We start from the raw sequence: 14,367 nt of genomic DNA, 5'->3' as shown, positions 1-14,367 counted from the left end.
TTCCTCCAATTACAGGCAAAGCGCTTGATTTTTTTTGCTGAAAACGAAAAAATAGAACTAGAACAGAAACGGGAGGTATCCTATGGCAACCGAACTAGCAACATTTGCAGGAGGATGTTTTTGGTGCATGGTGGAACCATTTGATGAGCGCCCTGGTATCCTGAATATCATTTCAGGTTATACGGGAGGACATACGGAAAATCCGACCTATGAAGAGGTATGCTCGAATACCACTGGCCATGTGGAAGCAGTGCAAATTACTTTCGATCCTGAAAAGATGCCTTATGAGGAACTGCTCAGTACCTTTTGGCAGCAGATTGACCCAACAGATGCAGGCGGGCAATTCAATGACCGGGGCGAGTCGTATCAAACTGCTATTTTTTATCATAATGAACGGCAAAAGCAGCTTGCGGAACAATCTAAGCGGGAACTCGAAGAAAGCGGAAAATTTTCCAAACCAATTGTAACGCCAATTATTGCTGCGAAACCGTTTTACAAAGCAGAGGCAGAACATCAGGATTATTACAAGAAACAGTCGTTCCATTACCGTCTTTATAAAAAAGGTTCTGGTCGCGAGAACTTCATTAAAGAACATTGGCGTCAAAAACCGGACGAATCGGAACTGAAAAAGAAACTAACACCTATCCAATATAATGTGACACAAGAAAATGGGACGGAAAGACCTTACGCCAATGAATACTGGGATAATGAGAAAGAGGGAATTTACGTAGACCTGATTTCTGGGGACGTTTTGTTTTCTTCACATGATAAATTTGATGCAGGCTGCGGCTGGCCAAGCTTTACCAAGCCTGTGGACCCATACCGGGTGGAAGAAAAAACCGACACGAGTCATGGGATGATCCGAACTGAGGTCAGAAGCAAACACGCCGACTCCCATCTAGGCCATGTCTTTAATGATGGTCCAAAAGATAAAGGCGGTTTACGCTACTGCATGAACTCTGCCGCCATGCAATTTATACCTAAAGAGGAAATGGAAGAAAAAGGATATGGACAGTATTTGTCCTTTTTTGAGTAGGCTGTTTTCTAAAAGATTGTTACTATGTGCATCATTTTAGGAACCCTACTTAACAATTTCTATATAATGCGGTGTAAATTGAGATGGTGGTTAGACCACCGTTCTAGAAATACACTTCGCTTTCACCACTCTGGGTACAAGCGCGACATCTGCTCAAGCTTCCTTTGGTCGCATTCGCAGTGTCTTCTTTGCCGCTGGGCTTGCGATGAGCCTCCTCGTGAGAAAACCACTCACTGCGGGGTCTCATCGTCTTCGCTTTCCCGCAGGAGTCTTCGTGCATTTCTTCCACTAGTGTCTGCGATACTTTTTGGTGAAATGGACAATAAGTACACGATAACCAGAACACCACTGCCAGCGTAGGCAAAATACGTAGACTCCTGCGGGAACAGCACGTGTCTGAAGACCCCGTAGCGGCGGTTTTCCGCGAGGAGGCTGAAGCCGTGCCCGCGGAAAGCGAAGTATTCTGCCGGAGCGAATTCAAGCACTTATCTATCATTAGAACGAGAGATAGTGTCATAAAAGAGAATTTTCACTGTGTCGCAGTTTATATCAACTGCACTGGAAAAACAACAAAATATGCTAAAAGAACCTTTAAGTAAAGTTGACAATAATAATATTATGTAAACAAGACTAGAAATAGGAGCGCTTAGCAATGATACACTTAAACTGGCAGGAACGAGAAACAGTCAAAACAGTGGAATGCATCCATGCCGATGCCAAAAAATTCATTGTACATCATAAACTGACCCCAGGCGAGCACTATGATGTCAAAAATGAGACAGATGAATTTTATTTCATAGTGGATAACAGCGGCCGAATCGGTGGTTTCTACAAGGATTATTTCAAAGAAATAAAATAACAGGCAGGACCACCCTGCCTGTTATTTTATGTTTTGCCTGTTACATATAGAGGTTTGCCAGCATAATCCCCAGAGTTTCTTCATAAATCTCTTCAAATTGGCTGAATGGCAGCGGGTTTACACCAGTACCCAGTTCAACGGTAAATCCAGGCCGCCGGAATTCCTTAATAAACCAGTCTTTATATCCCGCGTAACTGTCAATATAGCGAACAGCCCGGTATCCGCTAACACGGCTGTATTCATTAACAAGCTCCTGAGCGTATGGCGGCTCAAGCCCTTCGTATCCCCAATAGATTACCTCACCCTGGGTATGAAACGCGTTAACACGCAAGAAATCCCGCCCGTTTGCGAGATCAGCCATTGCAATAGCTTCCGGCTCCGATAAGGGATGCGGCCCAGGATAATCTCTAGGTTGTGGTGAATCAGGTTTTCGTGCTTCTTCAACTTCCCATCGGGCTGGATATTGGTTGTTTAGATCGACGCCGGCAATATTTGCTTTCCAGTTCGAGAAATCCGGATTTTGGTCATTCAAAGCAAGGACTTCCTCGCGATACGTACCGGCTGCAGATGCACCATCCAGGACAAGATCGACACCGTCCGGGTTGACCATTGGGACAACAGATAAGTTGGTTTCCTGAATGTAAGGAAGCATTTGAAGTCCCCTTATCGGCATTTTATTGGTCAATGCCCGTGCATATTCGTTGATGAAGCGCATAATAACAGGGGTTGTAATCCATTCATTGGCATGGAATGAACCGTTCAGGTGAACCTGTTTTTGGCCGCTGCCAATCTGCAGTTCTGTTAGATCTTTTCCCATGACGGAATTGCCGATGGACTGTTTCCGAATGAATGGATAAACGGTTGTGAGCAGCTGGATATCCCGTACCATCTTTGCAAATGTATAGTGATTGAAATCTGTTAAGAGTAATTGATCAACACGTGCTGGAACTGCTATTGTTTCCCCGATTGATAAGTTGCCGGGATTAATCGTTGGGTTCACTAACTGAAGCATATCAACCGGCACATTCTGTTCCATAGCGACTTTCCACAATGAATCATTCGCAGCGATGGTACGGTTATGAATCATGTAGCCAGGAATTTGTACTGTTTCACCAGCCATTAATTGATTTGGATTCAATGCCGGGTTTGATTGTTCAATCAATACAAGCGGAACATCAAATAATTCACTGTAATACCAGAGGGAATCATTTGGCCGGATGGTGACTTCCATACATAACCTCTCCTTCATATGAATCCGATAGTAAATGGTATGTATAAACGCCCAGGAATGTGCTCCAACACTTGAATCTGCAGACAAAATTCTGTAATATACTTGTATAAGTGCGTGTTCAAAAAGTAGATAACCCGGACTTTTTGAACAACCCCTATAATGAATGATTTGTCCCTAATCTGAAGGAGGAATTAGCTTGGCTTTTGTCATAACATCACCTTGCATAAATGAAAAATCAGGGGAATGCGTAGAAGTTTGTCCTGTAGACTGTATAGAAGAAGGCAAAGATATGTTCTATATTGATCCTGATATTTGCATCGATTGTGGTGCATGTGAAGCGGTTTGCCCGGTCGAGGCCATTTATATGGAAGATGAAGTACCGGAAGAAGAAAGTAAATATACCGAATTAAACCGCCAATTTTTCGAGAACCGCTAGCGCAGAAGCGATGAGAACAAGAACCGCTGCATGCTGCCGGCGGTTCTTATTTTATCACGCATTAACGGGCTGTCATACCCCCACTGAATGAAGTTTCATTTGATGGAGAAATCCTTGAAACCTTTATCTTTCTGGTCTAAATCTACTTCCATATTGTCCACGTGAATAAACGGGCTGAATCCTTTTTTCAATGCCTGGAGAAAAGTATGGACCTGCTCTTCATCACCTTCCACTTCCAATTCCACGGTACCGTTTGCTTTATTTTGAACCCAACCATTCAAATGATGCCTCCTGGCCTGCTGCTGGGCTGAAAACCTAAACCCTACACCCTGAACACGGCCGCTGACAATGACATGTGCTAACATTCCTACCGTCTCCTTTATTTTCTCGCTATTCGTATATATAGCCACATAATGTATTCTTAAACATACCATTTTCCTTCTTAACAAACTCGTCATCCTATGTCAAGAAAATTATTTCGACAAAACTGTTACCAGGATTTCGTGATAATTATCACATTTTGACTAACATTCGCCATATAAGAATTGTGAGAGGTTAATAGGCGTGATATGCTGAAAAAAATAAAGGAAGTAAATTCCGATTAAATGACGGGCTGACGGGATGGTACAAATAAGAACGAATGTCAGCCTGCCTTATCTATTAATCTTTGAAAGACCAAAGCATAGGAGTGATTAAAAATGTCAGGTCCAGCTTTGAAACGTGCCGACAGTCATGCTGCCATACATGAAGCAGCATTAAACGAAGCAATCGAGCTAACAAACATGCTCGAAAAACTTGCCGATAACAGTCAGCAGGAAAAGGCAATGGAATTAGCATATGTGCTTGTCGAACAATGGGAGACAAGAACCCTTGCCCACGCTAGTTCAGAGGAAGAAGGTTTATATAAAGATCTGGTGAAGGAAAATCCGGATATGAAGGATGACATTGTTGCATTGACACGTGATCACGATTTGCTGCGGCTGCTGGTCGCTGAAATCAAACGGTTACTGCCCGAATTCGGGGTAACCGGCGGGGTGGTGCAGCGTTTCCATTCATTAATTATTGTTGATGAATTGCATAATCAAAAAGAATTGGATGTTTTGCCGGAGCATTAAAATAATACATCACTGGGAGGTGAAGCATGTTGCATTCTGAACAAGCATCAACCGGGAAAGAACGGTCGCTTCGTGTCATACTTCCGGAATTGTACAGCTTTATAACAACGGAGCTGGAAGATCGTTATAACATCCATCCGTATGATATTCAGGCGAATGCTGTTAAAGAAGCATCCGGGTATAAGATCATCCTTTATTATGGGGATAACTATGCTCATCAGAAGGCTCAATCGTTTTCCGTCAAGTCCCTTCAAAGCTTTGACACAGAATTGACGGCGTTCATTGAAGAAGTTGGGGAGTCCTGCAAAGAAGTGATGATTGCTGATTACTACCGAATGATGAAACCATAGCACAAAGGAGTGTATGTGTCATGTTCATGTTTGAAGATGAAGCAAATAATGTACAGGATCGGGAAGATTTATTGGCGATTTTAAAAATGCGGTTCGGTGAAATCCCTCCCAAAATCATCGAATCCATCTATGACATAAAAGAGTACGATACATTGGAACGATTAATACTTGTGGCTTCCAATGCTCCCAGCCTGAAAATTTTCCTGGAAGAAATGGAAGCAGGAAGTGGTAGCTTCAAAATCTTGGGGGAACGATTTAATCCAGTTGAGGCAACCCATCAGGGAGGTGGCACAAGTGAAAAAGAATAGAAATAAACTATTTGAAACCTTGAAACACGTAAAAGCCGGAACTCGCATCAATGAGGGCTGGACAGAAGAGAGTACTCGTCCCCGTGATTCAGAAGATATCTACCGAAGACGCTGGCAGCACGATAAAGTTGTCCGGTCCACACATGGTGTCAATTGCACAGGCTCATGCAGCTGGAAAATTTATGTGAAGGATGGCATTATTACTTCGGAAACGCAGCAGACCGACTATCCAAGTACAGGGGATGACTTCCCGGAATATGAACCACGTGGCTGTCCAAGAGGTGCCAGTTTTTCATGGTATACGTACAGTCCGATACGGGTGAAATACCCATATGTCCGCAGTGATTTGTATGCGTTGTGGAAAGAAGAACGCGAAGCTGGAAGCGATCCTGTCGAAGCATGGCAGAATATTGTCAGCACACCCGAAAAACGTGCCCAATATGTCCAGGCTCGCGGTAAAGGTGGCTTTGTCCGTGCAACATGGCGGGACATGAGTGAAATGATTGCCAGCGCTTCTATCCATACCATCCAAAAATATGGGCCGGACCGTGTCGCAGGCTTCAGTCCGATACCGGCCATGTCTATGATCAGCTATTCTTCCGGCACACGCTTCCTGTCGCTGATCGGCGGCACCATTTTAAGCTTTTATGATTGGTATGCAGACTTGCCGCCGGCTTCACCGCAAGTATGGGGAGAACAGACAGATGTTCCGGAAAGTGCCGACTGGTATAACTCCAAGTACTTCATTATCTGGGGTACCAATCTGCCGCAGACCCGGACACCGGATGCTCACTTCATGGTCGAAGCAAGATACAATGGGACAAAAGTCGTCGGAGTCAGCCCGGATTACGCGGAATATGAAAAATTCGCCGATATTTGGCTGCCAGCCCGTGCCGGCACAGATGCAGCACTTGCAATGGCCATGACCCATGTTATTTTAAAAGAGTTTTATGTCGATAAAGAAACGCCTTACTTTACAGATTACGCAAAAAAATATACTGACTTGCCATATTTGGTAACCCTGAGCGAACAAGATGGAGAGTACCGCAGTGACCGGTTCCTCCGCGCGTCTGATTTGAATGACGACCACGAACTGGGTGAATGGAAGACACTCGTTTGGGACTCTGGCACTGATACATTAGAAGCACCAAACGGAAGTATGGGATTCCGCTGGGATGGTGAAAGCAATTGGAACCTCCAGCTGGATAAAGAAGATGGTAGCTTCATCGATCCCGAACTTAGCTTCATCGATCGTCATGATGAGGCTGTGACAGTAAGCTTTCCTTATTTTGCAGAAACAGAAGGGGATATTGTCAAACGCGGTGTACCTGTCAGAGAAATACAGGATACGGATGGCAACCGTGTAAAAGTAACAACTGTCTATGACCTGATGATGGCGCATACGGGCATTGACCGCGGCCTGCCTGGGGATTATCCGTCTGATTATGATGATCCGAAACCATATACACCGGCATGGCAGGAATCCATCACAGGCGTTAACAAAAACCATGTCATCAAAGTTGCACGTGAATTTGCCGACAATGCCGAACGTACAAAAGGAAAATCAATGATTGCCATGGGCGGCGGAACAAACCATTGGTTCCATAGTGATCAGATTTACCGGGCTATTTTAAATCTCGTATTACTGACAGGTTCACAGGGTGTAAACGGTGGTGGCTGGGCCCACTATGTCGGCCAGGAGAAAGTGCGCCCGCAGGAAGGCTGGCAGCAGGTTGCCTTTGCCGGTGACTGGCAGAAAGCCCCGCGCCACCAGAACGGAACTTCTTATTTCTATTTTGTGACCGATCAGTTCCGTTATGAAAGCATACCAGATGATGCAGAAAAAACAGAATGGGGCAGCAAGTATAATGACATGCACCCGGCTGATTTGAATGCATTAGCAGCAAGACTGGGATGGCTCCCTTCGTATCCGCAGTTTTCACAAAACTCTATTGATCTGGTCAAAGAGAGCCGTGATAGAGGAGCACAGACCGAACAAGAGATTATAGATGATGTCGTTGGCCGGATAAAAGATAACGAGATTGATTGGGCTATTGAACATCCGGACGATCCAAGAAACTTCCCGCGGGTATTTTTCAATTGGCGCTCCAATCTGCTTGGTGACAGCGGGAAAGGACACGAATTCTTTGTCAAGCACTTGGTCGGTGGTGACAACCAGGTACTGGCAGAACCGGAAAATTCATGGCAGCCGGAAACGGTTAATACCGAAGGAGAAGCTCCTACAGGAAAAGCGGATTTGCTCGTCAGTGTCGACTTCCGCATGACAAGTTCCGGATTGTTTTCTGACATCGTGCTTCCCGCAGCGACATGGTATGAGAAGAACGATATCAGCAGTACAGACTTGCATCCGTTCGTGCATCCGTTCAACGCAGCCATTACACCACCATGGGAAGCGAAGAGTGATTGGAACACCTTCAGGGAAATTAGTAAAGTTTTCTCAGAGCTTGCGGAAAAACATCTTCCAAAGACAGAGGAACTTGTAGCATCGCCGCTCGGACACGACTCGCCTGGTGAAATCGCCCAAGCAATGGGTAAGGTTAAAGATTGGCGTAAAGGTGAAACGGAAGCTATTCCTGGTAAAACGATGCCAAGTCTGAAGGTCGTCGAACGTGATTTTCCAAACGTCTATCAAAAAATGACGACGGTTGGCCCGCTGATTAAAAATGGCTACGGCGGCAAAGGGGTTACCATCCCTGGTGAAGAAGTATACGACGAATTGGGCGGACGCCTCGGCAAATCCAAACGGGAAGGCATTGGAAAAGGGAATCCTGATCTATATACAGATGAACAGGCCATTAATGCCGTTCTATTAATGTCCGGTGCCACAAACGGTAAGCGAGCTGTTGCCGGGTGGAAGTCACTGGAGGCCAAAACAGGCCAAAAACTGGAGGAAATTGCCAAACCGCGTGCAGAAGAGGACCATACATTGCGTGATTTGAGCATTCAGCCGCGCAATGCTATTTCAACACCGGTATGGAGTGGTTTGGAAAAAGACCATCGACGGTACTCACCGTTCACCGTAAATGTGGAATACAATATTCCATGGAGAACGCTGACAGGAAGACAAAGTTTCTACCTTGATCATGAAGTGATGCTTGATTATGGGGAAGGACTGCCGCTTTATCTGCCGCCACTAAGACATGGACCATTCCTTAAAAAAGAGGAAGGTGTGGAGGAAAATGAAAACAAGTCCATTACGGTAAGGTATTTGACACCACACCAAAAATGGGGCATCCATACGATGTTTACAGACACTACCCATATGTCTCAATTGTTCAGAGGCTGGCAGACGATTTGGATGAACGAAGACGATGCTGCTTCGATCGGACTGAAAGACAATGATTTTGTCGAAGTATACAACCGGAATGGGGCTATTGCTGCGCGGGTGGTTGTCACCTACCGCATACCAAAAGGGATGGCGTATATGTACCACGCACAGGACCGTACACTTGGTGTTCCTGCTACATCCATCAGTAAAAATGGCGGCAAAAGACGGGGCGGAACCCATAACAGTGTGACCAGGGTTACGCTGAAAGGAACACATATGATCGGTGGTTACTCCCAGTTAAGTTATGGGTTTAACTATTATGGTCCAACCGGTCATCAGCGGGATACAATCGCGGTCATCAGAGCTTTGAAGGAGGTAGATTGGCTTGAGAATTAAAGCGCAAGTAGCAATGGTTATGCACTTGGATAAATGTATCGGCTGCCACACTTGTTCTGTAACGTGTAAGAACACATGGACAAACCGGCCCGGAACGGAATATATGTGGTTCAATAACGTAGAAACCCGTCCGGGAACCGGCTACCCGAAACGCTGGGAAGATACGGAACGCTTTAAAGGTGGATGGATCCTGAAAAACGGCAAATTGCAGCTGAAAGCCGGCGGACCAATTTCCAAGCTTATGAATATCTTTTACAACCCTGACATGGCTACCATGGAGGACTATTATGAACCTTGGACCTACGATTATCAGCACTTGATCGACAGCCCAAAGAGTGAAAATCTGCCTGTGGCACGTCCGCAGTCGATGATTACGGGTGAATATATTGACAAGCCTGAATGGGGATCAAACTGGGATGATGACCTGGCAGGGGGAACAGAAACTGTTTCACAGGATCCAACCGTTGAAAAACTGCAGGAACACATTTCACTGGAATATGAAAAAACGTTTATGATGTATCTGCCAAGGATCTGTGAACATTGCCTGAACCCATCATGTGTTGCATCTTGTCCTTCTGGTGCACTATACAAACGGGATGAGGACGGAATTGTTCTGGTGGACCAGGAAGCATGCCGCGGCTGGCGCTTCTGCATGAGCGGCTGTCCGTACCATAAAGTGTATTACAATTGGAATACACATAAAGCTGAAAAATGTAATTTCTGCTATCCGCGGACAGAAGCTGGCTTGCCAACCATATGTTCAGAAACCTGTGTTGGCAGAATCCGCTATATCGGTGTCGTTCTGTATGACGCGGACAAAGTAAAAGAAGCGGCATCAGTGGAGGATCCGCAAGACTTGTATGAAGCACAATTATCCGTCTTTCTCGATCCATTTGATCCTGAAGTCATCGAAGAAGCAAGGAAAGCGGGAATTAATGATGAATGGATTGAAGGGGCGCAAAATTCACCAGTATACAAAATGGCAATGAAATGGAAAATTGCGCTGCCGCTGCACCCGGAATACCGGACACTGCCAATGGTCTGGTACGTGCCGCCACTTAGCCCAATCATGAACCATATTACGAATGAAGAAGATTTAAGCACAGACGGCTACATACCAGCTGTCGATCAAATGCGGATTCCTGTTCAATACCTGGCATCGATTCTTGCAGCCGGCGACACAAAAGTCATCCGCAAAGTATTGCTGAAACTAACGGCCATGCGGGTATATATGCGCGGAAAAACCGTCGGTGGTGTGGATGCGTTCAGACAGAGCGAATTGCTGAAAGAGGCAGGAACAGATCCAGAAGAAATAGAGGACATGGCACGGCTTTTGGGTGTCGCCAAATATAATGAACGATTTGTCATCCCGACCGGACGCAGGGAGATGGATGATGATCTGTATTATGAACAAGGTGCCTGCAGCCTGGAAGATTTAGCACCGCCAGAAGGCCTGACGACGTATGCATCCGGAAGAAAGACGTCTCCAGGAGAAATGGTGACATTTACATCTGGGGGTAAAGAATAATGGAACAGCAGGATCGCGCATTATTGATCATTGGATCACGACTATTGGCATACCCTGGAGAAACATTTTTTGATGAGCTTCATGACATACTGGATGGCATTGAGAGCGATATTACATCATCTGAATTGAAAAAAGAAATGACCCACTCGGTAAATGCTTTTAAGAACTATACGATCGAAAAATTGCGGAAAGTATATGTAGCAACATTCGACCTTCGAGCTAAAAATGGGCTGTATTTGACAGCCCATGAGCTCGGGGACAGCAATAAACGTGGTGCAGCACTAATCAAATTGCAAAAAATTATTAATCAGGCAGGCTATGAGCGGATTGATGAAGATTTGTCCGATTATATACCAATGCTTCTGGAATTTCTATCCGTTGCACCTGACAGCCGCGATAATGACCGGCTGATAAGAAGGCTTGCTGTAGCCATACATCGGATAATGAGCAATCTGCCAGAAGGGAATCCGTACCGCCAGTTTTTGCACGTATTAATGGATACGGTTTTCCCGCAGCCGACAAAAAAAGAATTGGAGAAGCTGGAGTACGAACGGGAAGAAGCTGATTTGGAAGAACTGCCATATCCTATTATGTATGGATAATGAACGTGGTGCATTACGCTGGACTACAGTGTGTTCATGAATAGAGCTTCTTTTGCTAATTTATTAGTTCTGACGTTATAAAATAAGGGAGGAATAGGATATGAGTGACATCTTTTGGTGGGTAATTTTTCCTTACGTCACCGGTTTAATCATGATCCTCGGACTCATATACCGTTTCGCTTACAGGCAATTAACCTGGGCCGCCCCGTCAACAGAATTTTTCGAGAAAAAATGGCTGCGGCTTGGCTCTCCACTGTTCCACTGGGGAATTGTTTTCGCGTTTATCGGGCATATCATGGGGATGGTGGTACCAATTGAGTTTTACCATGCGCTTGGCATATCAGACCACCTGTATCACTTTGGAGCAATTTACGGCGGAGGCCTGGCGGGATTGATGGTCGTTGCTGGATTGATTATTTTGCTAATCCGGAAAATCGTCATCGATCCGGTACGTGTCCATGCGACGTTTGCTGATTTCTTTTCCGTGATAGCTTTGCTGATTGTTTCCGGGCTAGGCGTTTATATGTCGATTATTTACAATTTAACCGTGGTGGAATATGAATACCGGACAACCATTGGACCGTGGTTCAGAAGTTTGTTTTACTTTCAGCCAAAATACGAGCTGATGACTAGTGTGCCATTGATTTTTAAGGTACATGTCATCGCTGCCTTCGGGTTATTCGCAAGTATACCATTCACACGGCTAATTCATTTTTATAGTTTGCCAGTCAGCTATCCGGGCAGAGCACCTCAGCAGTACCGCTCCCGGTCCCAATACAAACACTTAAAAATTAAATAAGCACCAACAAAAAGAACTGAATCCCTTTTCAGTTCTTTTATTTTTTCTCCCGTGCATAAAACAGCAAAACAGGATAATCCTAGAAGTGCGTTTATTGCACTTATGGGAGGAATGATATTTATGGCGGCAAACGTGAATGTTCCGCAATTTCCTGAACCTTATTGGAGAGAATCGGTTTCTGTTCCCTCATTTCCAAAATTGGATAAATCCGTAAAAACGGATGTTGGAATTGTTGGAGGGGGCATTACCGGTATAACAGCAGCTTATCTGCTGACAAAACAGGGTCTGAATGTCACTTTAATTGACGCCGGAAACATATTGAACGGTGTCACTGGTCATACCACAGCAAAAATAACCGCACAACATGGCATTATTTATGACGAACTTATCCAGCATTTTGGTACAGATAAAGCATCTCTATATTACCAGGCTTGCATGGAAGCAAAACAGCTGATAGAAGATACCATTAACAAACATGATATATCCTGCGATTATAAAAATGAGGATGCATACATTTTCACAAATGCGGATAACTATCTTTCTAAACTGGAGACGGAAAAGAAAGCGTATGAACAGCTTGATATCCCCGGGGAACTAAAGGATAGCATACCATTGAACATCCCAGTAAAATCCGCATTAGTCATGAGAGATCAGGCCCAATTTCACCCGCTTAAATATTTGAAGCAGCTAGTAAATGAAGCGGTCAATAATGGTCTGGAAATATACGAACAGACAACAGCAACAGACGTGGAATATAATAAGCATCCAGCAATTATTACAAGAGACGAGCACCGAATTTCCTGCAAATACATTATCCAGGCTTCCCATTATCCATTTTATGATATTCCTGGATTTTATCCGGCACGAATGTATCCGGAAAGAGCTTATATTGTTGCGGTTAAAACACCGGAAACATTCCCGGGCGGCATGTATATCAACGCTGAATCACCAACACGGTCGATTCGTTCGGCGAAGATGGATGGGGAAGATTTGTGGCTGATTAGCGGAGAGAATCATAAAACCGGCCAGGGTGAATCCACGATGAATCACTATGATGCGCTGCAGGAATATGCCGAAAAACAATTCGGTATATCCGAATACGTATACAGGTGGTCGGCCCAGGATTTAACGACAATGGACAAGGTTCCTTACATTGGACCGGTCACGAAGGAAGAGGATAATATTTTTGTCGCGACCGGTTACCGCAAATGGGGGATGACGAACGGCACCATCGCAGCGAAAATTCTTAGTGATCGCATTTTAAACAAAGACAATTCCTATGCCGAGCTATATTCGCCGTCACGATTTCACGCCGATCCGGCCATCCGCAAATTCACTCGTATGAATACCGATGTTGCAAAACATATGATAAAGGGAAAACTTGAATATACCAATGATAATGTAAAGGATCTTTCGGCTGATGATGCCACCGTAACACGTGTTAATGGCAAACGTACCGGTGTATATAAAGATAAGGATAATGCGTTATATGCTGTTGATACAACCTGCAAGCACCTTGGTTGTGAAGTGAATTGGAACGCAGGGGACCGGACATGGGACTGTCCATGCCACGGATCAAGATATTCCTATACAGGTGAAGTAATTGAAGGACCCGCGAAAGAACCATTGAATAAAGTGGAATTAGATCAGTGAAAATTTTAAAACACAATCGATCATTTAACACGTTATAAAAACTCCATTTATAGCGTGTTTTTTATGATATCTCACTATCACAAGTATACTTTATAATGAGACAGGAAAAAGCTTATTTTGCATCGACTTCCTATAATATATATTATGTAAACTAGAAGATGAAACTTGCGGGGGAAGTTCTGACCCTGTTCAGTGGTACTTCCCCCGTTTCAGCGATGCTGTCTTTAGTTACACAGTACCAAGCTAGACACAAGTTGTCAATTATTTAAAGTGCTGTGTAAACTTGATCGCACTCACCACCGGTTGGCTCATAAAAGCAATGCAATTTATATCGTCCAACAAGCGGCTGATCATACCATGTCGCCGGGCAGTTACCCTCCGGCCTGAAATACCACAAACTGTACTTCGCCGGCCAGCGCCGCTCGCCATTAACGACCCGCCGCGCCAGGCGTTTTTCGGTTTCTCTTGCTCTTTGGTAAAAGCTCCCATGCTGCAAAGCCTCATATGCGGTTGGCTGGTGAATTACCTCGGGCAGTGTGTTAAGACCTGCAAAATCTGAACAATCAACCCTTACCCGATTTACAGTGACCGCGCCAACATGGAGCATTCCCAATTTACCTTCCCCAACCGCTTCAGCCCGGAGCAGCCTTGCCAGAAGGTTAATATGCTTATTGGTTGCCTTTATAACAGCCAATTTCCCACCTCCGGTAAATTATTAAGCAGAACGATGCCAACTAAACTTCACCGGATTTTCAAGCAATCCCG

The 14,367-nt window shown here is 44.8% G+C and carries 14 protein-coding genes; 11 read left to right on the top strand and 3 right to left on the bottom strand.

Going from position 1 to position 14,367, the window contains the following annotated elements:
* Positions 1 to 82 precede the first annotated feature (82 nt).
* Entirely contained in the window at positions 83 to 1,036 is a 954-nt protein-coding gene (msrB, locus tag ACFSUO_RS07530; protein ID WP_382392668.1) for a peptide-methionine (R)-S-oxide reductase MsrB, read from the top strand.
* A 652-nt stretch (positions 1,037 to 1,688) separates the two neighbouring features.
* The gene (locus tag ACFSUO_RS07525) at positions 1,689 to 1,895 is read left to right on the top strand and encodes a DUF6501 family protein (protein WP_382392666.1); all 207 of its coding nucleotides are present in this window, start codon (positions 1,689 to 1,691) and stop codon (positions 1,893 to 1,895) included.
* 40 nt (positions 1,896 to 1,935) lie between these two features.
* Here ACFSUO_RS07525 and ACFSUO_RS07520 read toward each other — a convergent pair whose 3' ends face one another.
* A complete protein-coding gene (locus ACFSUO_RS07520) occupies positions 1,936 to 3,126 on the bottom strand; it encodes a M14 family metallopeptidase (RefSeq protein ID WP_382392664.1) in 1,191 nt (396 codons plus the stop codon).
* 196 nt (positions 3,127 to 3,322) lie between these two features.
* Here ACFSUO_RS07520 and ACFSUO_RS07515 point away from each other — a divergent pair, with 196 nt between their 5' ends.
* A complete protein-coding gene (locus ACFSUO_RS07515; protein WP_382392662.1) occupies positions 3,323 to 3,562 on the top strand; it encodes a 4Fe-4S dicluster domain-containing protein in 240 nt (79 codons plus the stop codon).
* 95 nt (positions 3,563 to 3,657) lie between these two features.
* Here ACFSUO_RS07515 and ACFSUO_RS07510 read toward each other — a convergent pair whose 3' ends face one another.
* Positions 3,658 to 3,927: an acylphosphatase gene (locus tag ACFSUO_RS07510; protein WP_382392660.1), complete on the bottom strand. Its 270-nt coding sequence runs from the start codon at positions 3,925 to 3,927 to the stop codon at positions 3,658 to 3,660.
* Positions 3,928 to 4,260: 333 nt separating this feature from the next.
* On the opposite strand from ACFSUO_RS07510, the gene ACFSUO_RS07505 reads away from it, so the two are divergent.
* The 8 genes from ACFSUO_RS07505 (at position 4,261) to ACFSUO_RS07470 (ending at position 13,602) form a co-directional block, all read left to right on the top strand.
* Positions 4,261 to 4,677 carry a hemerythrin domain-containing protein gene (locus tag ACFSUO_RS07505; protein ID WP_382392658.1) on the top strand — a complete coding sequence of 139 codons (417 nt, stop codon included), beginning with the start codon at positions 4,261 to 4,263 and terminating at the stop codon, positions 4,675 to 4,677.
* Positions 4,678 to 4,703: 26 nt separating this feature from the next.
* Entirely contained in the window at positions 4,704 to 5,027 is a 324-nt protein-coding gene (locus ACFSUO_RS07500; protein WP_382392656.1) for a hypothetical protein, read from the top strand.
* A gap of 20 nt (positions 5,028 to 5,047) precedes the next feature.
* Positions 5,048 to 5,335, top strand: a complete 288-nt coding sequence (locus tag ACFSUO_RS07495) for a hypothetical protein (RefSeq protein ID WP_382392654.1) — start codon at positions 5,048 to 5,050, stop codon at positions 5,333 to 5,335.
* Positions 5,322 to 9,020: a nitrate reductase subunit alpha gene (locus ACFSUO_RS07490; RefSeq protein WP_382392652.1), complete on the top strand. Its 3,699-nt coding sequence runs from the start codon at positions 5,322 to 5,324 to the stop codon at positions 9,018 to 9,020. Before ACFSUO_RS07495 ends, ACFSUO_RS07490 begins: the two co-directional genes overlap by 14 nt.
* Positions 9,010 to 10,548, top strand: a complete 1,539-nt coding sequence (gene narH, locus ACFSUO_RS07485) for a nitrate reductase subunit beta (RefSeq protein WP_382392650.1) — start codon at positions 9,010 to 9,012, stop codon at positions 10,546 to 10,548. The genes ACFSUO_RS07490 and narH overlap by 11 nt, the downstream gene beginning before the upstream one ends.
* Positions 10,548 to 11,150, top strand: a complete 603-nt coding sequence (gene narJ, locus ACFSUO_RS07480; RefSeq protein ID WP_382392648.1) for a nitrate reductase molybdenum cofactor assembly chaperone — start codon at positions 10,548 to 10,550, stop codon at positions 11,148 to 11,150. Before narH ends, narJ begins: the two co-directional genes overlap by 1 nt.
* A gap of 100 nt (positions 11,151 to 11,250) precedes the next feature.
* Positions 11,251 to 11,949, top strand: coding sequence for a respiratory nitrate reductase subunit gamma (gene narI, locus ACFSUO_RS07475; protein ID WP_382392646.1), 699 nt, complete (start codon positions 11,251 to 11,253; stop codon positions 11,947 to 11,949).
* 120 nt (positions 11,950 to 12,069) lie between these two features.
* Positions 12,070 to 13,602, top strand: coding sequence for an FAD-dependent oxidoreductase (locus ACFSUO_RS07470; RefSeq protein ID WP_382392644.1), 1,533 nt, complete (start codon positions 12,070 to 12,072; stop codon positions 13,600 to 13,602).
* Between the two features lie 265 nt (positions 13,603 to 13,867).
* Here the strand turns inward: ACFSUO_RS07470 and ACFSUO_RS07465 are convergent, their stop codons facing one another.
* Positions 13,868 to 14,296 (bottom strand): cell wall hydrolase, encoded by a 429-nt coding sequence (locus ACFSUO_RS07465; RefSeq protein ID WP_382392642.1) that lies wholly within the window; start codon positions 14,294 to 14,296, stop codon positions 13,868 to 13,870.
* Positions 14,297 to 14,367 lie beyond the last annotated feature (71 nt).

The organism is Lentibacillus juripiscarius (genome assembly GCF_042685205.1).
In the GTDB taxonomy this organism is placed as follows: domain Bacteria; phylum Bacillota; class Bacilli; order Bacillales; family Amphibacillaceae; genus Lentibacillus; species Lentibacillus juripiscarius.
The sequence above is the reverse complement of the archived record's forward strand: the minus strand, read 5'-3'. Positions and strand labels throughout refer to the sequence as shown.